The following is an 18,224-nucleotide window of genomic DNA, read 5'->3' as shown; positions in this document are numbered from 1 at the left end:
GCTCAGCAGTGGCGCGGCCGGCAGGTTAGGCGCGGCGGGCTAGGCGCCTGTCGCGGGAATTGCCCCAGATCGTCTCGGCGCAATCCTTGATGTGGCGGCTCTCGCCGTCGCGGCTGATGCAGTAATCCTTGAAGACGATCATGTCTTCCAGCAGCACGTCATGCCCGATCCGGGTGTATTCGAAAATCATGCTGCGAACCACCTCGGCGCCGCTGACGATATGGCTGCCGTGGCCGATCCAGGTAGGTCCGACGATACGGGTGCCGGCTTCCACGTGGGTCCCGGAGCCGATATAGACCGGCCCTTCGATGGACGTGCCTTCCCAGTCGATCCGCGCATTGAGCCCGACCCAGACGCCGTCGGCCACCTGGGTGCCCGGCAGCTTCAGGGACTCGACCCCGCCCTGCATCACGTCCTGCAGCACGGTCCAGAAGTCGGTGATGCTGCCGATGTCTATCCATTCGAACGGACGGCCCTGCGCATAGAAGGGCAGGCCTTTTTCCGCCAGCAGCGGGAACAGGTCGGAGCCGATGTCGAATTCGGTGTTCGCCGGGATCATGTTGATCACTTCGGGCTCGAAGATGTAGATGCCGGTGCTGGCGAAATTCGATACCGCTTCCTCTTGCGAAGGCTTTTCCTGGAAGCGCTGGATGCGGCCGTCCGCATCGGTCACCACCACGCCGTAGCTGGACACCTTGTCCCAGGGCACTTCCTTGGTAATGACGGTTGCCAGCGCACCCTTGCTCTTGTGCTCCGCAACTGCGGCCGCGATATCGAGGTCGATCAGCGCGTCGCCGCAGAGGACGATGGTGGTCTGGTCGAAGAATCCGCCGAATTCCTGGATCTTCTTCATGCCGCCGGCCGAACCCAGCGGCACGGGGACGACTTCGCCGTTGTCATCGGTATAGCCTTCGAACGAATAGCCGATACGCACGCCAAACTGCTGTCCCTCGCCGAAGTACTCCTCGATCTTTTCGTGCAGGTGACTGACGTTCACCATGATCTCGTCGACGCCGCAGCGGGCCAGGTGTTCGATCAGGTAAGCCATCACCGGCTTGCCCAGCACCGGAATCATCGGCTTGGGGAGATCGTAGGTCAATGGCCGGACGCGTGTGCCCTTGCCAGCGGCGAGTATCATTGCTTTCATGTATGTACGCTCATGATGAATAATTGTTAAGAATCGGGGCGTTCACCGGGCAAGCCTGCTTGTCCGGCAGTGTGCCGTATATCCCGTTGAAAAGGCAGGCATGAAAACGCCGAATCGGCGGCGCTGGCTGCCATGAAGGCGACCATTGCTGCGGATCCGGCGTCAATGCAGGTCCAGGAAAATGCCGGGCCAGCGGCCCGCGTCTCTCCTGAATGCCCAAGATGGTTCGTTAGACGACTGCCAGCTGTTCGCGCATCGCAGCCGAAGGCGCTACCTGGATGAATTCCGACGACGAGGCAGCAGCTGCAGCGGCCTTCTTTTCCTGCTGCTCGATGCGTGCACGCGAAGGAGGCAGGCGGCGCAGGGTTTTCAGCGCATTGATGTCGTGGATGTAGATCGAACGCTGGTCGACCGAGATCAGGCCCAGTTCATTGAAGGCCGACAGGGTACGGCTGGCGGTCTCGAGCGTGACGCCCAGGTAATTGCCGATCTCGCGGCGGGTCATCGGCAGGTTGAATGCCTTGCCGGAGTAGCCGATCGCCGAGAAGCGCTCGGACAGGGAAACCAGGAAACGTGCGACACGTGCCTCGACGGTCAGCGAACCAAGCATCGTGATCATGCCTTGCTCGCGGATCAGTTCACGGCTCATCAGGCCATACAGCGCGGTTTCCAGCACCGGGTTGGTGCGGCCCAGCGCGGCGAACTTTGCGAACGGGATCAGGATGATGTCGCAGCTCGACAGCGCGACTGCTTCCGACGTGTATTTCTTCGTGTGGATTCCATCGATGCCGAACAGGTCGCCCTTCATCGGGAAGCTCAGAATCTGTTCATTGCCGAATTCATCGATCATCACCGACTTCAGGAAGCCGCAATTCACGATGTAGAGCATGTCAAAGGGCTGGCCCGCGGTATGGATGCGTTGGCCTGCCTTGAACTGAACATGCTGGAAGTGCTGGTCGTCGTCACCGACGAATGTGCCAGACGGAATGCGGAGGAGATTGCAGACGTCATGCATATTCGACCAAATTTTATGCGTACGGCTGCCCGATCCCGCAGACCGTGCCGGTGGTGTGGGCGTAGCAGTGTTGCTGTCCAAGGTTTGCGCAACCGACATGGTGATCTCCTGAAAGAGGGTTAAATAGAATCTCTTGGCGCCGCGGCCTTCTTGCTAATCAGCATTTCTGTGCGGCAGTCTCAGGACGAAGTATGTCGAAATGAAAAAGGCGCCGGTATAGGACAGGCACTTGTTGCGTTGTAGGAAAAGATGAAGTCCTGCGATTTTTTCGCAGAATTTTTTGTGGGCGTGAGGAAATAAAGGCAGCCGAAGCGAACCTTGTTTCAAGCAGCGATGTAAAGGTAGTGACTCGTTTCATGCCGCGCAGTTTCACGACAATGAGGCTTGGACGGGTAAAACCCCGCACTATTCGCTCAGAGTTTGCGCAAATCCGATCTTTGCTGCGCAAAAGTCATCATTCCGCTCCACGATTTGGCACTTTCGGCAAAAAGTTCGATTATCGGGTACATTGCTGTATAAATCCCCAGTACAATTGCGACCGCATCCGCCAGGCGCTTTGGCGGAGACGATAACGCGACCGATGAAAACGATACTGCTTCCCCTGATACTCGCCGTCGCTTACTTCGGCGCGTCGGCAAAAACCGGCGATACGGTCGACCGCCTGGTCGACCAGGTGCTGGACCGCACGGGGGAATTGCTGCGTGGCGCGGGCGGCAAGGCGGGCGGCAGCACCGGCGTTCCAGCGGGCCAGGTCATCGATGTCGCGTTTTCCCCGAACGAAGGCAGCGAGGACCTGGTCGTCAAGGCCATCGGCTCGGCGCGCAGCAGCATCGGGGTGGCGGCCTATTCATTCACGTCGCCCGTGGTGGCGAAAGCCTTGCTCAATGCAAGGAAGCGCGGGGTCGATGTGCGGGTGGTGGTCGATGAGAACGGCAACCGCTCCAAGGCCAGCCTGGCCGCGCTGAACCTGCTTGCCGAAGCCGGCATTCCTACCCGTACCATTTCGCGGTATGCGATCCATCATGACAAATACATGGTGATCGATAAGATCACCGTGCAGACCGGCTCATTCAACTACAGCAAGGCTGCGGCCAAGTCGAATAGCGAGAACGTCGTCGTTATCTGGAATAACCCAGACCTCGCCCTGACTTACCTGAAGCACTGGCAGGACCGGTTCGACCAGGGCAAGCCTTACAAGGCTGCCTATTAAAGCAGGTCGGCCGGTTACTGGCGATACTTGCTGCTGATGGCCATATCCACTGCGCGCAGGTCCGCTTCGATCGATTGCACCGACTCGCTCTGGGCGACCCGGACCAGTTCGCACAACACCCTTCGCAGCACGGCCTTGTCGCGCTCGCTGGTATCGTCCCGCACGGAGGAGACCAGCATGTCTATCATTTCATCGGATCGTTTCATGGTCGGACTTTCCTGGAAGCGTTGATCGCCTGTAGGTGATGACCAAGTTGCAATGCAATTGGTATGCCAGTCAGCGTCCGCCTGGAATTGATCAGGACATATTTCTGAATAAGCTGAAAAATCCGCTCATCAGTCATTCATCCAATGATGCAAATGTCCTGGTGAAACTTGGGGGCGGTAGTCGATTGCAAAACCGGGCGCCAGAAATTGAAAAATTGGCAACCATGTCAAAAATACAGGGAAAAGTTTTCAAGGTTGGCTGGACAACCTGTCCGGAAAACAAAAAAGGCCACGTTTTCACGTGGCCTTTCAATTCTGGCTCCCCGACCTGGACTCGAACCAGGGACCTGCGGATTAACAGTCCGTCGCTCTACCAACTGAGCTATCAGGGAAAAGAGGCGCTATTATAGGCGAGGTATTGCAATTCACCAAGTAGGATCTGTTAAAAAAGATCCAATGTTTTTTATAGCGATGCTGCAAAGTGGTGCGGCAAACGAAAAGGGCCTGATCACTGATCAGGCCCTTCGCATTCTGGCTCCCCGACCTGGACTCGAACCAGGGACCTGCGGATTAACAGTCCGTCGCTCTACCGACTGAGCTATCAGGGAAAGGAAGCGGCATTATAGGCGCTCGGCTAGCCGCTTGTCAAAACCGCGTGAAGGCCGGATGCTGCCGGCCTTCGCTCCCGGATCAAATCAGATCACGCTGGCGATTGCCTTCGCGACCTGGTCCACATTGTGGCTGTTCAGCGCGGCCACGCAGATGCGGCCGGTGTCGATCGCGTAGATCGAATACTCGTTGCGCAGGCGGTCCACCTGGGGCTTGGTCAGGCCGGAGTACGAGAACATGCCGCGCTGGCGCACCACGAAGTCGAAATCCTGCGCTGCCGAGTTGGCTGCGAGCTTGTCGACCAGCAGGCGGCGCATTTCACGGATGCGCAGCCGCATGCCCGCCAGTTCGTCTTCCCACATCTGGCGCAGTTCCGGCGTTGCCAGAACCGTTGCGACGACCTGGCCGCCATGCACCGGCGGGTTCGAATAATTGGTGCGGATGACGCGCTTCAACTGCGACAGCACCCGCGACGCTTCTTCCGCGCTGGTTGCGACGATGCTCAGCGCGCCGACGCGTTCGCCGTACAGCGAGAACGACTTGGAAAACGAATTCGACACGAAGAGCGAGCCGCCGGTGGCGGCGAAGCGGTGCACCACGTCGCCATCTTCCGCGATGCCGTCGCCGAAACCCTGGTAGGCCATGTCGAGGAAGGGCACGAGGCCGCGCTTGCTGACCACGTCGATGACCTGGTCCCACTGTTCGCTGGTCAGGTCGGCGCCGGTCGGGTTGTGGCAGCAGGCATGCAGCACGACGACGGAGCCGGACGGCATAGCGTTCAGCTCGTCAAGCATGCCGGCGAAATTCACGCCGCGCGTTGCCGGGTCGTAATACGGGTAATTGTTGACCTGGAAACCAGCCGATTCGAACAGCGCACGGTGGTTTTCCCAGCTCGGATCGCTGATCCAGACCTGCGCATCCGGCGAAAAGCGCTTCAGGAAATCGGCGCCCAATTTCAGCCCGCCTGTTCCGCCCAAAGCTTGAACGGTGATCGCACGTTTTTCTTGAATTACCGGACTTTCAGCCCCAAATACTAACTCTTGCACAGCTTTGTCGTAGATCGCCAATCCGTCTATCGGCAGGTAAGTGCGCGGAGCGGCTTTTTCCATCATCAAAGCTTCGGCCTTGCGTACGCATTGGAGCAAAGGCACCTTGCCATTGTCGTCGTAATATACGCCGACGCCGAGGTTGATCTTGTTGGGATTCTTGTCCGCAACGAAGGCTTCGGTGATGCCGAGAATAGGGTCGCGAGGCGCCATCTCAATGGCGGCAAAGAGGGATGCAGGAAGAGGTGCGTTCATCGTGTTTGATCGAAAAGTGGACCGCAAATCGATTTACAGTCGGGTTGGATACAGCGCGGAGGATGTTGCCATGCGTACAAATGCAACCTGCAATTTTACCAAAGGTCGAATGTAAATGGCTGAATTATCCGAGGTTTCCAGTACGATCGACGAATCCAAAATCGTCACTTTCCCCAACTCCGCCTACAAGCTCTACCAGCCCTTCGCACCCGCCGGCGACCAGCCGGAAGCGATCGACAAGCTGGTCGAAGGCATCGACGACGGCCTGTTCTACCAGACGCTGCTCGGCGTCACGGGCTCGGGCAAGACCTATACGATGGCCAATGTGATCGCCCGCATGGGCCGGCCGGCAATCGTTTTCGCACCGAACAAGACGCTGGCCGCACAGTTGTATAGTGAGTTCAGGGAATTCTTCCCGCAGAACGCGGTGGAGTATTTCGTCAGTTATTACGATTATTACCAGCCGGAAGCGTACGTGCCGCAGCGCGACCTGTTCATCGAGAAAGATTCCTCGATCAACGAACACATCGAGCAGATGCGGCTTTCCTGCACGAAGTCGTTGATGGAGCGCCGGGATGTGGTGATCGTCGCGACCGTGTCGGCGATCTACGGTATCGGTAATCCGAACGAATACCACCAGATGATCCTGACGCTGCGCGCGAAGGACAAGGTCAGCCAGCGCGACCTGATCGCCCGGCTGATCCAGATGCAGTACACCCGCAACGAGGTCGATTTCAGCCGCGGCACCTTCCGCGTGCGCGGCGACACCGTGGACATCTTCCCGGCGGAGCATGCGGAACTGGCGATCCGGGTCGAGACCTTCGATGATGAAATTGAAAGCCTGCAGCTGTTCGATCCGCTGACCGGGCGCATCCGGCAAAAAATCCCGCGCTTTACCGTCTATCCCGGTTCGCATTACGTGACGCCGCGCGGCACCGTGCTGCGGGCGATCGAATCGATCAAGGAAGAGTTGCGCGAGCGGCTGGATTTCTTCCGCAAGGAAAACAAGCTGATCGAGGAGCAGCGGCTGGAGCAGCGCACCCGCTTCGACCTGGAAATGATGCAGGAGATCGGCTTCACCAAGGGCATCGAGAACTATTCGCGCCACCTGAGCGGCGCCAAGGCCGGCGAGCCGCCGCCGACCCTGGTCGATTACCTGCCGCCCGATGCGCTGATGTTCCTCGACGAATCCCATGTGCTGGTCGGCCAGTTGAGCGGCATGTACAACGGCGACCGGGCGCGCAAGACCAACCTGGTCGACTACGGTTTCCGCCTGCCATCGGCGCTCGACAACCGGCCATTGCGGTTCGATGAGTTCGAAACCAAGATGCGGCAGACCGTGTTCGTGTCTGCCACGCCATCGGACTATGAAAACCAGCATGCGGACCAGGTGGTCGAGCAGGTGGTGCGGCCGACCGGCCTGGTCGATCCGACCATCAGCGTACGACCGGCCAGCACCCAGGTCGATGACCTGATGTCCGAGATCACTGATCGGGTAGCGAAGAACGAACGGGTCCTGGTCACCACGCTGACCAAGCGGATGGCCGAGCAGTTGACCGAATTCCTCAGCGACAACGGCGTCAAGGTGCGTTACCTGCACAGCGATATCGAAACCGTCGAGCGCGTGGAGATCATCCGCGACCTGCGCATCGGCACCTTCGACGTGCTGATCGGCATCAACCTGCTGCGCGAGGGCCTGGATATTCCCGAAGTGTCGCTGGTCGCGATCCTGGATGCCGACAAGGAGGGCTTCCTGCGCTCCGAGCGCAGCCTGATCCAGACCATAGGCCGCGCCGCCCGTAACCTGAACGGCATGGCGATCCTGTATGGCGACCGGGTGACGGATTCGATGCAGCGGGCGATCGGCGAAACCGAGCGACGCCGCAACAAGCAGATCGCGTTCAATACGGCGAACAACATCACGCCGGTCGGCATCCGCAAGGAAATCCGCGACCTGATCGATGGCGTCTACAGCCCCACCGAGGCGCGTGCCGAACTGCACGTGGCGCAGGAGCAGGCCAAGTACGAGGCGATGAGCGAAAAGCAGGTGAGCAAGGAGATCAAGCGGCTTGAAAAGGCGATGATCGACCATGCGAAAAACCTGGAGTTCGAGAAGGCAGCCCAGGTGCGCGACCAGCTGCGGATATTGAAAGAGCAGCTATTTGGCGCCGGCGGCAGCGATAACGTCATTCCCATCGCCGGCACCTGATTGCCGGACCACGTAAAATCGCGTCTTTCAACCGGGTGAGTCCGATGTCCGACGCGATTCCTGCTCTCTTTACCGATGCGCTGAAGCTGGCGCATGCCTCCTGGCGGCCCGTGCTGCGGGCCGGCCTTGCCGCCGTGGCCGAAGCCAGCCCTGCCTATCTCCGCGAACTTGCCGCCGACACCTTCCTGCCCACCGGGGGCCGGATATTCGCCGCTTTCTCGCAGCCGCTGGAAAGCGTGCGCTTCGTGCTGGTCGGCGAGGGGCCGTACCCGCGCGTCGAAAGCGCGACCGGCTATTGCTTCATGGACGGCGCCGTCGACGCGCTCTGGTCCGACAAGGGCTTGTCCAGGCCGGTCAACCGCGCCACCTCGCTGCGCAATTTCATGAAAATGCTGCTGGTCGCCGACGGCCACCTGAAAAAGGGCCAGACCAGCGGCGCCGCGATGGAGCCGGTTGCCGAACAGGCCAATGCGTCCGGTTCGCCATGGATACAAACCCGCGCCGAATTGCAGGACAAGCTGCTGGAGCACGGTTTCCTGCTGCTGAATGCCGCGCTGGTGTTCCGTCCGCATGTGCCGCCGCTCAAGGAGGCGCGGGCCTGGCAGCCGCTGCTGCAGGCGGTGCTGGCCGCGCTGGCGGAAAACGCGGCCGCGCGCGATGCCGGACTCCCGGTGCTGGTCCTCTGGGGCAAGGCGGCGGAACTGCTGAGCGGCTTGCCGGCGAATGCGCTGTTCCCGCGGGTCGTCTCCGAACATCCGTACAACCTGTCCTTCATCGATCATCCCGGCATGCAGGCGCTGTTCGGCCCGATGCACTTATTGCAACGCGCCGACGCGGAATCCCTGCCTGTGAAATAATGCGTGCCGCCCTGGAAGGGCACTAGGTTCCATACGCAGGCTATACCTGACAAATTTACTCAAGTTTGTTATACTTGACTCCGTTGTTCGGGATTGTCCCTTCCACGTACCAGGAGCCGATGCATGCGTTTGACGACCAAAGGCCGTTTTGCGGTCACCGCGATGATAGACCTGGCACTGCGCGAGGACAAAGGTCCGGTGACGCTGTCAGGTATCAGCCAGCGCCAGGAAATTTCCCTGTCCTACCTTGAACAATTGTTCGGCAAGCTTCGCCGCCACGAGATCGTGGAATCGGTGCGCGGGCCGGGCGGCGGATACCACCTGGCGCGCAAGGCCGAGGACGTGACCGTTGCCGACATCATCATTGCTGTCGACGAACCGCTGGACGCGACGCAGTGCGGCGGCAAGGAAAATTGCCATGGCCACACGCCTGAAAGCGGCACCCGCTGCATGACGCACGATTTGTGGGCGACGCTGAACGCGAAGATGGTCGACTACCTCGACTCGGTCTCGCTGAAGGACCTGGTCGACCAGCAGAAGCAGAAATTGAACGAACAGAACGTGGTCGTTGTACACCGTCCCCAAGCGGCCGCCTGACCCGAACGGAGCTGAACATTATGAATGCACCCCTGACCAAAAGCCTGATCGATACGCTGAAAGCGCCGCATTTCCCGATCTACCTCGACTATTCGGCGACGACCCCGATCGACCCGCGCGTGGCCGACAAGATGATCCCCTACCTGCGCGAGCAGTTCGGCAACCCGGCGTCGCGCAGCCACATGTACGGCTGGACCGCGGAGCAGGCGGTGGAAGAAGCCCGCGGCCAGGTCGCCGCGCTGGTCAACGCCGACCCGCGCGAGATCATCTGGACCTCCGGCGCGACCGAGGGCAACAACCTCGCGCTGAAGGGCGCCGCCCAGTTCTACAAGACCCGCGGCAAGCACATCATCACCGTCAAGACCGAGCACAAGGCCGTGCTGGACACCGTGCGCGAACTGGAGCGCCAGGGCTTCGAGGCGACCTACCTGCAGCCGCAGGACAATGGCCTGATCACGATCGCGCAACTCGAGGAAGCGATCCGCCCGGACACCATCCTGGTCTCGGTGATGCTGGTCAATAACGAGATCGGCGTGATCCAGCCGATCGACGAGATCGGCGAGCTGTGCCGCAGCAAGGGCATCATCTTCCATTGCGACGCCGCGCAGGCGACCGGCAAGATGCACATCGACCTGCAGAAGTCCAAGGTCGACCTGATGACCTTCACCGCGCACAAGACCTACGGCCCGAAGGGCATCGGCGCACTGTTCGTGCGTCGCAAGCCGCGCATCCGCATCGAGCCGCAGATGCACGGCGGCGGACACGAGCGCGGCCTGCGCTCCGGCACGCTGCCGGTGCACCAGATCGTCGGCATGGGCGAAGCGTTCCGCATCGCCCGCGAGGAGATGGATAGCGAACTCGTCCGCATCAGGGCGCTGCGCGACCGCCTGGCGGCCGGACTGCAGGAAATGGAAGAAGTCTATGTGAACGGCGACATGGACCATCGTGTGCCGCATAACCTGAACGTCAGCTTCAACTACGTCGAGGGCGAGTCGCTGATCATGGCGATCAAGGATATCGCGGTGTCGTCAGGTTCGGCTTGTACTTCGGCCAGCCTGGAACCATCTTATGTATTGAGGGCGCTGGGCCGCAGCGACGAACTGGCGCACAGCTCGATCCGCTTTACCTTCGGCCGCTTCACGACCGAGGAAGACATCGACTTCACGATCCAGCTGATCAAGGACAAGGTGGCCAAGCTGCGCGAACTGTCGCCGCTGTGGGACATGTACAAGGAAGGGATCGACATCAATTCGATCCAGTGGGCCGCACACTAACCAACGCATTCAAGGAGCATCACCATGGCATATTCGGACAAGGTACTGGACCACTATGAAAACCCGCGCAACGTCGGCGGCTTCGAAAAGGGCGACGACACGGTAGGCACCGGCATGGTCGGCGCGCCGGCCTGCGGCGACGTGATGAAGCTGCAGATCAAGGTAGGCGCCGACGGCGTGATCGAGGACGCGAAGTTCAAGACCTATGGCTGCGGTTCGGCCATTGCGTCGTCGTCGCTGATCACCGAGTGGGTCAAGGGCAAGACGCTGGACCAGGCGATGTCGATCAAGAACACGCAGATCGCCGAAGAGCTGGCGCTGCCGCCGGTGAAGATCCATTGCTCGATCCTGGCGGAAGACGCGATCAAGGCGGCTGTGCAGGATTACAAGGCCAAGCATGGCGCGGTCAGTCACGACGCAGCCTGAGCATTGCAACGGGAACGGGCGCCGGCCGATGGCGGGCGCCCCGCCTGAAGGAGAGTAAGCACGATGGCAATTACACTGACTGAAAAAGCGGCGAAGCACATCACCCGCTATATCGACCGGCGCGGCAAGGGCGTGGGCCTGCGCTTCGGCGTGCGCACCACCGGCTGTTCCGGCCTGGCCTACAAGCTGGAGTATGTGGACGAGGCGGCGGTGGAAGACAGCGTCTTCGAGTCGCATGGCGTGAAGGTGTTTGTCGATCCGAAGAGCCTGCCGTATATCGACGGCACCGAGCTCGACTTCGCGCGCGAAGGGCTGAACGAGGGCTTCAAGTTCCACAACCCGAACGTGAAGGACGAATGCGGCTGCGGCGAAAGCTTCCGCATCTGACCGTGTCCTCGATCAGGCCGATGGCCTGTCATGATTCAGCCTGTTGAAGTCGGACAGGCTTTTGTTTTAAGCGACCATGCAAAATCACTTTGAGCTGTTCCACCTGCCGCAGCAATACGCGGTCGACCTGAAGGCGCTGGACCAGGCTTATCGTGAGGTGCAGAACCAGGTCCACCCTGACAAGTTCGCGCGCAGCCCCGACGCCGAGAAGCGCGTCGCGATGCAGTGGGCGACCCGCGCCAACGAGGCCTACCAGACGCTGCGCAGCCCGATGCGGCGGGCGACCTACCTGTGCGAGCTGAACGGCGTCGACCTCGAGACCGAATCCAACACCGCGATGGCGCCCGCCTTCCTGATGCAGCAGATGGAATGGCGCGAGGCGCTGGACGACGCCCGCGCGGCGAAGGATGTCAATGCGCTTGCCGCGCTCGACGCCGAACTGGCCGACACCCGCCGCGCGCAGCTCGACGACATCGGCGGCGCGCTCGACGCCCAGCAGTACGACAAGGCCGCGCTCGGCGTGCGCCAGCTGATGTTCCTTGAAAAATTTGGCGACGAAGTTGCTGCCGCTTTCGACCGCATGACGGATTAAGACCACACCATGGCATTACTGCAGATTTCAGAACCCGGCATGTCCACCGCGCCGCACCAGCACAGGCTGGCCGTCGGCATCGACCTGGGCACCACCAATTCGCTGGTCGCCACCGTGCGCAACAGCATCCCCGAGGTGCTGGATGACGAGGACGGCCATGCGCTGCTGCCGTCGGTCGTGCGCTACCTGCCTAACGGGCATGCGCACATCGGCTTCAAGGCGCAGTCGGCGCAGACCACGGACCCGCGCAACACGGTGCTGTCGGTCAAGCGCTTCATGGGTCGCGGGCTGAAGGACATCGCGCATGCCGAGAACATGCCCTACGATTTCGTCGACCAGCCCGGCATGGTGCAGCTGCGCACGGTGGCCGGCGTCAAGAGCCCGGTCGAGATCTCGGCGCAGATCCTGGCGACGCTGCGCCAGCGCGCCGAGGATGCGCTCGGCGACGACCTGGTCGGCGCGGTCATCACGGTACCGGCGTATTTCGACGACGCGCAGCGCCAGGCGACCAAGGACGCCGCCAAGCTGGCCGGCCTGAATGTGCTGCGCCTGCTCAACGAGCCGACCGCTGCGGCGATCGCCTACGGCCTCGACCATGGCTCCGAAGGCGTGTACGCGGTGTACGACCTCGGCGGCGGCACCTTCGACATCTCGCTGCTGCGCCTGTCCAAGGGCGTGTTCGAAGTGCTGTCCACCGGCGGCGACTCGGCGTTGGGCGGCGACGATTTCGACCACCGCCTGTTCTGCTGGATCATCGAGCAGTCGCACCTGTCGCCGCTGTCGGACGAGGACACCCGGGTGCTGATGGTCAAGGCGCGCGAGGCCAAGGAGCTGCTGTCGGCCAATTCCGAGACCCATATCGACGCGGTGCTGTCCTCGGGCGAGGAAGTGCACCTGACGCTGACCGCGGCGAAGTTTTTCGAGCTGACGCAGCACCTGGTCGCCAAGACCATCAATGCGTCGCGCAAGGCGCTGCGCGACGCCGGCCTGGCGGTCGACGATGTCGACGGCGTGGTGCTGGTGGGCGGCGCGACCCGGATGCCGCATATCCGCCGCGCCGTCGGCGATTTTTTCCAGACGCTGCCGCTGGCCAACATCGACCCCGACAAGGTCGTGGCGCTGGGCGCCGCGGTGCAGGCCAACCTGCTGGCGGGCAACCGCGCGCCCGGCGACGACTGGCTGCTGCTGGACGTGATCCCGCTGTCGCTGGGCGTGGAAACGATGGGCGGGTTGGCCGAGAAGGTCATTCCCCGCAATTCGACGATCCCGTGCGCCAGGGCGCAGGAATTCACGACCTTCAAGGATGGCCAGACGGCGATGGCGGTGCACGTGCTGCAGGGCGAGCGCGAGCTGGTGTCGGACTGCCGCTCGCTGGCGCGCTTCGAGCTGCGCGGTATACCGCCGATGGCGGCCGGCGCGGCCCGCATCCGCATCACCTACCAGGTCGACGCGGACGGCCTGCTGTCGGTGTCGGCGCGTGAACTGCGCTCGGGCGTCGAGGCGTCGATCACGGTGAAGCCGTCCTACGGACTGGCCGACGACGACATCGCCCGCATGCTGCAGGAATCGTTTTCATCGGCGGACGTCGACATGCAGCAGCGGGCGCTGCGGGAAGAGCAGGTCGAGGCCGAGCGCATCCTGCTGGCGACGCAGTCGGCGCTGGACGCGGACGGCGCGCTGCTGTCGGACCAGGAACGCGCCGACATCGCCGCGCTGCTGGATGCGCTGCGCACGACCGCGCAGGGCGGCGACCACCAGGCGATCAAGGAAGCGGTCGAGGCGCTGGCCCAGGGCACCGAGGAATTCGCCGCCCGCCGGATGGACCGCAGCGTGCGTTCCGCGCTGGCGGGCAGGAAGCTGGACGAGATCGCCTGACCCGGCGTGTCATCCGCCATTATCAAACCGTATTTTTGAAGGAAGCCGACGTGCCCCAAATCGTGGTGTTACCCCATCCCACCCTGTGCCCGCAAGGGTCCGTGTTCGAAGCGCCCAAGGGCATGTCGGTCTGCGACGCGCTGCTGGAAAACGATATCGAGATCGAGCATGCGTGCGAGAAGTCTTGCGCCTGCACCACCTGCCACGTGATCGTCCGCGAGGGTTTCGATTCGCTGGGCGAACCGGCGGAAAAGGAAGAGGACCTGCTCGACATGGCATGGGGCCTGGAAGCCAATTCGCGGCTGTCCTGCCAGGCGCTGGTCGACGACCAGGACCTGGTGATCGAGTTACCGAAGTACACGATCAACCATGCGCGGGAAGAGCACTGACACGGAGGGACGATCATGAAATGGACCGACACCTTACGCATCGCCGAGGAGTTGATCGACAGGCACCCGGATGTCGACCCGCTGACGGTGCGCTTCACCGACCTGCACCGCTGGGTCTGCGAGCTGGACGGCTTCGACGACGAGCCGTCGCGATCGAATGAAAAGATACTCGAAGCCATACAGATGGCATGGATAGACGAGGCCGACTGAAACCGGCCGCGTTCGAAGAAAAGCCCCTGGCGCCTATTACTGGCGGCAGGGGCTTTTTAACGCGCCTTTTGCATTACGCCGTCAGGCGGCATTTATCCAGGCATCAGTTCGGCTGCAGGTAGCCGTCGACCACGCGCACCCGGTCGCCCTGGCGCCAGTTCGGCTGGCTGTTGTAGGGGAAATTACGGACCTGGCCGTTTTCCATCCTGACCCTCACCTGGTAGGAAGTCGTGGTGCGGGTGCGTTTTTCGACCTCGTTGCCGGCATAACCGCCGCCCACCGCGCCGGCAATGGTCGCCAGCGTGCGGCCGTTGCCGCCGCCGACCTGGTTGCCCAGCAAGCCGCCAACCACCGCGCCGCCGACCACGCCCACGCCGCTCGGGCTGGCCTGGGATTGCACCGGATGGACCGATTCGACGCGGCCGCAGCTGTTGCAGACCCGCGCCGGCTGGGCGACCTGGGTCATGCTCTGTCCATATTCAGACGACCGGTACAGCGCATCGCTGCGATAGTTTTCACGGGCCGGGGCCGGGGCCGGACGGCGCTCTTCGTCATACGACGCGAGCTGCTGGGCCGGGGCCGGCTTCGCCACCTTGGCGACCGCGGCCGGCTTGCTTTCCACGACCTTCGCAGGTGTAGCCTGGGCCGTTTCCGCGGCGGCCTTGCCCTCGCCATGCGAGTTCGGCAGCAGGCCAGTCATCGCGGCCACGCCCGTCAGGCTGGCGACCATCACGGATACCGCTGCGCCTGCGATCAGCGGATGCATGCGCTTGGAATTATTGTTTGTGTCCATGGTTGGCTCCTGTTCTGTGCTTGATTTACTTAGTATCCGGCAACAGTTGGGCGATTAACAGACCAAATGATGTGTCACCTGTAAATGGATGTAACAAATCCCGGGTCCATGTCGAATGGATCAACAGATGAGCGAGCACGGTCGCCGCACGGCGCGGAAGTGTTGCAGTTCGGCACGTGCAATCTATGGATGGACTGCAGCAAACAGGTGGGCAGGGAATTTGTGGGAGAAGTTAGCGCTAATCGAATGCGACGCCGGATTGCTGGCCGCGCGCCGGAAGCGCGGCGCAGGCAGCCTGGGTGTTACTGCATCATGCCCAGGCTGCCCGGACCGGCCCCGCCTGCCGAAACTTCCGGCGTAGGCGGGGCACGCTCAGCTCAGGTCTTCCCGGCGCAGATGCGGAAACAAAATCACGTCACGGATGTTCGGCGAGTCGGTGATCAGCATCATCAGCCGGTCGATGCCAATGCCGCAGCCGCCGGCTGGCGGCATGCCGTACTCGAGCGCGCGGATGTAGTCGGCGTCGTAGTACATCGCTTCCTCGTCGCCGGCATTCTTGGCCGCCACCTGCGCCTGGAAGCGCGCGGCCTGGTCTTCCGCATCGTTCAGCTCGGAAAAGCCGTTTGCAATCTCGCGCCCGGTGATGAACAACTCGAAACGCTCGGTGATGCCGGGCACCGTGTCGGACGCACGAGCCAGCGGCGACACCTCGACCGGGTAGTCGATGATGTAGGTCGGCTCCCACAGCTGCGCCTCGGCGGTTTCCTCGAACAGCGACAGCTGCAGCGCGCCCAGCCCGGAGATCGCATGTGGCTTCACGCCGAACTTCTTCAGCTCGGCCTTCAGGAATTCCGCGTCCTGCAACTGTTCGGCCGTGTAATGCGGCGCGAACTTGTTGATCGCCTCGACGATCGTCATCCGGTGGAAAGGCTTCGACAGGTCCAGCTCGCGTCCCTGGTAGGTCAGCTGCGCGGTGCCATGCGCGTCGACCGCGGCCTGGCGGATCACTGCCTCGGTGAAGTCCATCAGCCACTTGTAGTCGGTGTAGGCCGCGTAGAACTCCATCATCGTGAATTCCGGATTGTGGCGCGGCGACACGCCCTCGTTGCGGAAGTTGCGGTTGACTTCATAGACGCGGTCGAAGCCGCCGACCACCAGCCGCTTCAGGTAAAGCTCGGGCGCGATGCGCAGGAACATTTCCATGTCCAGCGCATTGTGATGGGTGATGAAGGGCTTGGCCGCCGCGCCGCCGGGAATCGCGTGCAGCATCGGCGTCTCGACTTCCATGAAGCCGTTGTCGCTCATGAAACGCCGGATCGACGACATCGCCGCGGTGCGCGCCTTGAAGGTGCGGCGGGTTTCCTCGTTCATGATCAGGTCGACATAGCGCTGGCGGTACTTGGTCTCCTGGTCGGCCAGGCCGTGGAACTTGTCGGGCAGCGGGCGCAGCGACTTGGTGATCAGGCGCAGCTTGCTGACCTTGACCGACAGCTCGCCGGTCTTGGTCTTGAACAGCGTGCCCTCGGCGCCGAGGATGTCGCCCAGGTCGTAATGCTTGAACGCCTCGTGCGACGCTTCGCCGGTCAGCTCGTTGCTGATATAGAGCTGGATGCGGCCATCCGCGCGCGGACCCGACGCGTCCTGGATGGTGGCGAACGACGCCTTGCCCATCACCCGCTTCAACATCATGCGGCCGGCCACCACCACCTGCACCGGCTGCGACTCCAGCAATTCGCGCTCGGTATCGCCGTACTCCACCGCCAGCGCCGCCGCCTGGTGCTGCGGGCGGAAATCGTTGGGAAAGGCGATGCCCTCTTCACGCAGCGCCGCCAGCTTGCCGCGGCGCTCCGCGATGATGGAGTTTTCGTCTTTTTCTTCCGTCAGCGCGGTGTATTTGTCAGTCATCATGCTTAAACGCCTTGTTTCAGGGAGGCGGCAATGAAGCCGTCGAGGTCGCCGTCGAGCACCGCCTTGGTGTTGCCGGTCTCGAAGTTCGTGCGCAGGTCCTTGATGCGGGACTGGTCCAGCACGTAGGAACGGATCTGGTGGCCCCAGCCGACGTCGGTCTTGGAGTCTTCCAGCTTCTGCTGCTCGCTCATGCGCTTGCGCAGTTCCAGCTCATACAGCCGCGACTTCAGCATCTCCCACGCCTCGGCGCGGTTGCGGTGCTGGCTGCGGTCGTTCTGGCACTGGACGACGATGCCGGATGGGCCATGGGTCAGGCGCACCGCGGAGTCGGTCTTGTTGATGTGCTGGCCGCCGGCGCCGGATGCGCGGTAGGTGTCGACCCGGACGTCGGCCGGATTGATGTCGATGTCGATCGACTCGTCCACTTCCGGGTAGACGAACAGGCTGCAGAACGAGGTATGGCGGCCGTTGGCGGAGTCGAACGGCGACTTGCGCACCAGCCGGTGCACGCCGGTCTCGGTGCGCAGGAAGCCGTACGCGTGGTCGCCCTCGACCTTCAGCGTCGCGGTCTTGATGCCGGCGACCTCGCCGTCGGACTGCTCGAGGATCTCGACCTTGAAGCCCTTGCGCTCGCAATAGCGCAGGTACTGGCGCAGCAGCATCGACGCCCAGTCCTGCGCCTCGGTGCCGCCGGCGCCGGCCTGGATATCGATGAAGCAATTGTTGGGGTCCATCGGGTTGGAGAACATGCGGCGAAATTCCATCGCCTCCACTTTCTTGCCCAGTTCCGCGGCGTCGGCTTCGACCGCTTCCAGCGTGTCGTCGTCCTGTTCCTCGCGCGCCATGTCGAACAGGTCGCGCGCGTCGCGCAGGCCGGCGTCGATCTCGGTCAGCGTGTTGACCACGCCTTCCAGCGCCTTCTTTTCCTGGCCCAGCGCCAGCGCGCGCTTCTGGTCGTTCCAGACGGTGGGGTCTTCGAGTTCCTGGTTGACCTGCTCTAGTTTCTCTGACTTGTTATCGAAGTCAAAGATACCTCCGCAGTTCGGCTTCCCGGGTGGTGAGGTCGGCGAGCGATGCCGACAGGGCATTGAGGCGTTCTGCTTCCATGATGAATTCTTGTGCGGTGAAACCGACGATTATAACTGATGGGGCAGGGCGGGAAGCGGGTGCAGCGGCAGGGTGGCGGCATGGATGGGATGCAATCGGGATTGCCGTTACC

Annotated in this window: 18 protein-coding genes and 2 tRNA genes; 11 read left to right on the top strand and 9 right to left on the bottom strand. The window is 62.0% G+C overall.

Annotated elements, in window-relative coordinates; all coding sequences use genetic code 11:
* Positions 1-25: 25 nt before the first annotated feature.
* Positions 26-1,147: a nucleotidyltransferase family protein gene (locus QOL82_RS18910; RefSeq protein ID WP_283443857.1), complete on the bottom strand. Its 1,122-nt coding sequence runs from the start codon at positions 1,145-1,147 to the stop codon at positions 26-28.
* Positions 1,148-1,376: 229 nt separating this feature from the next.
* Positions 1,377-2,162, bottom strand: a complete 786-nt coding sequence (locus QOL82_RS18905; protein ID WP_283443856.1) for a Crp/Fnr family transcriptional regulator — start codon at positions 2,160-2,162, stop codon at positions 1,377-1,379.
* Between the two features lie 580 nt (positions 2,163-2,742).
* On the opposite strand from QOL82_RS18905, the gene QOL82_RS18900 reads away from it, so the two are divergent.
* The gene (locus QOL82_RS18900) at positions 2,743-3,372 is read left to right on the top strand and encodes a phospholipase D family nuclease (protein ID WP_283443855.1); all 630 of its coding nucleotides are present in this window, start codon (positions 2,743-2,745) and stop codon (positions 3,370-3,372) included.
* Positions 3,373-3,386: 14 nt separating this feature from the next.
* Here the strand turns inward: QOL82_RS18900 and QOL82_RS18895 are convergent, their stop codons facing one another.
* The 4 genes from QOL82_RS18895 to QOL82_RS18880 all read right to left on the bottom strand — a co-directional run bounded on the left by QOL82_RS18895 (position 3,387) and on the right by QOL82_RS18880 (position 5,488).
* Positions 3,387-3,578 (bottom strand): hypothetical protein, encoded by a 192-nt coding sequence (locus QOL82_RS18895; RefSeq protein WP_283443854.1) that lies wholly within the window; start codon positions 3,576-3,578, stop codon positions 3,387-3,389.
* 316 nt (positions 3,579-3,894) lie between these two features.
* Positions 3,895-3,970, bottom strand: a tRNA-Asn gene (locus QOL82_RS18890).
* 140 nt (positions 3,971-4,110) lie between these two features.
* A tRNA-Asn gene (locus tag QOL82_RS18885) sits at positions 4,111-4,186 on the bottom strand.
* A gap of 87 nt (positions 4,187-4,273) precedes the next feature.
* Positions 4,274-5,488, bottom strand: coding sequence for an amino acid aminotransferase (locus QOL82_RS18880; protein WP_283443853.1), 1,215 nt, complete (start codon positions 5,486-5,488; stop codon positions 4,274-4,276).
* 115 nt (positions 5,489-5,603) lie between these two features.
* On the opposite strand from QOL82_RS18880, the gene uvrB reads away from it, so the two are divergent.
* The 10 genes from uvrB to iscX all read left to right on the top strand — a co-directional run bounded on the left by uvrB (position 5,604) and on the right by iscX (position 14,304).
* On the top strand, positions 5,604-7,697 hold the full coding sequence (uvrB, locus tag QOL82_RS18875; RefSeq protein WP_283443852.1) for an excinuclease ABC subunit UvrB: 2,094 nt from the start codon (positions 5,604-5,606) through the stop codon (positions 7,695-7,697).
* Between the two features lie 44 nt (positions 7,698-7,741).
* Positions 7,742-8,554, top strand: a complete 813-nt coding sequence (locus QOL82_RS18870) for a uracil-DNA glycosylase family protein (RefSeq protein ID WP_283443851.1) — start codon at positions 7,742-7,744, stop codon at positions 8,552-8,554.
* A gap of 123 nt (positions 8,555-8,677) precedes the next feature.
* Entirely contained in the window at positions 8,678-9,151 is a 474-nt protein-coding gene (iscR, locus tag QOL82_RS18865; protein WP_283443850.1) for a Fe-S cluster assembly transcriptional regulator IscR, read from the top strand.
* A 20-nt stretch (positions 9,152-9,171) separates the two neighbouring features.
* On the top strand, positions 9,172-10,425 hold the full coding sequence (locus QOL82_RS18860) for an IscS subfamily cysteine desulfurase (protein ID WP_283443849.1): 1,254 nt from the start codon (positions 9,172-9,174) through the stop codon (positions 10,423-10,425).
* Between the two features lie 24 nt (positions 10,426-10,449).
* On the top strand, positions 10,450-10,851 hold the full coding sequence (gene iscU / locus QOL82_RS18855) for a Fe-S cluster assembly scaffold IscU (RefSeq protein ID WP_283443848.1): 402 nt from the start codon (positions 10,450-10,452) through the stop codon (positions 10,849-10,851).
* Positions 10,852-10,914: 63 nt separating this feature from the next.
* A complete protein-coding gene (gene iscA, locus QOL82_RS18850; protein ID WP_283443847.1) occupies positions 10,915-11,238 on the top strand; it encodes an iron-sulfur cluster assembly protein IscA in 324 nt (107 codons plus the stop codon).
* Between the two features lie 76 nt (positions 11,239-11,314).
* Complete coding sequence (hscB, locus tag QOL82_RS18845) at positions 11,315-11,830, top strand: Fe-S protein assembly co-chaperone HscB (RefSeq protein WP_283443846.1); 516 nt, start codon at positions 11,315-11,317, stop codon at positions 11,828-11,830.
* Between the two features lie 9 nt (positions 11,831-11,839).
* Positions 11,840-13,705: a Fe-S protein assembly chaperone HscA gene (gene hscA / locus QOL82_RS18840; protein WP_283443845.1), complete on the top strand. Its 1,866-nt coding sequence runs from the start codon at positions 11,840-11,842 to the stop codon at positions 13,703-13,705.
* Positions 13,706-13,755: 50 nt separating this feature from the next.
* A complete protein-coding gene (gene fdx, locus QOL82_RS18835; protein WP_283443844.1) occupies positions 13,756-14,094 on the top strand; it encodes an ISC system 2Fe-2S type ferredoxin in 339 nt (112 codons plus the stop codon).
* 15 nt (positions 14,095-14,109) lie between these two features.
* Entirely contained in the window at positions 14,110-14,304 is a 195-nt protein-coding gene (gene iscX, locus QOL82_RS18830; protein ID WP_283443843.1) for a Fe-S cluster assembly protein IscX, read from the top strand.
* A 103-nt stretch (positions 14,305-14,407) separates the two neighbouring features.
* Here iscX and QOL82_RS18825 read toward each other — a convergent pair whose 3' ends face one another.
* The 3 genes from QOL82_RS18825 to prfB form a co-directional block, all read right to left on the bottom strand.
* Positions 14,408-15,097, bottom strand: a complete 690-nt coding sequence (locus tag QOL82_RS18825; protein WP_283443842.1) for a glycine zipper 2TM domain-containing protein — start codon at positions 15,095-15,097, stop codon at positions 14,408-14,410.
* Positions 15,098-15,469: 372 nt separating this feature from the next.
* Entirely contained in the window at positions 15,470-17,005 is a 1,536-nt protein-coding gene (gene lysS / locus QOL82_RS18820; protein WP_283443841.1) for a lysine--tRNA ligase, read from the bottom strand.
* A 2-nt stretch (positions 17,006-17,007) separates the two neighbouring features.
* A protein-coding gene (prfB, locus tag QOL82_RS18815; protein WP_283443840.1) for a peptide chain release factor 2 occupies positions 17,008-18,112 on the bottom strand; the annotation gives its coding sequence in 2 pieces (ribosomal slippage) (positions 17,008-18,030 and positions 18,032-18,112; 1,104 coding nt in all).
* Between the last annotated feature and the right edge of the window lie 112 nt (positions 18,113-18,224).

Source organism: Noviherbaspirillum suwonense (assembly GCF_900182955.1).
Classification (GTDB): Bacteria; Pseudomonadota; Gammaproteobacteria; order Burkholderiales; family Burkholderiaceae_D; genus Noviherbaspirillum_A; species Noviherbaspirillum_A suwonense.
Note: the sequence above shows the minus strand (reverse complement) of the source record. Positions and strands in the feature narration are given on the sequence as shown.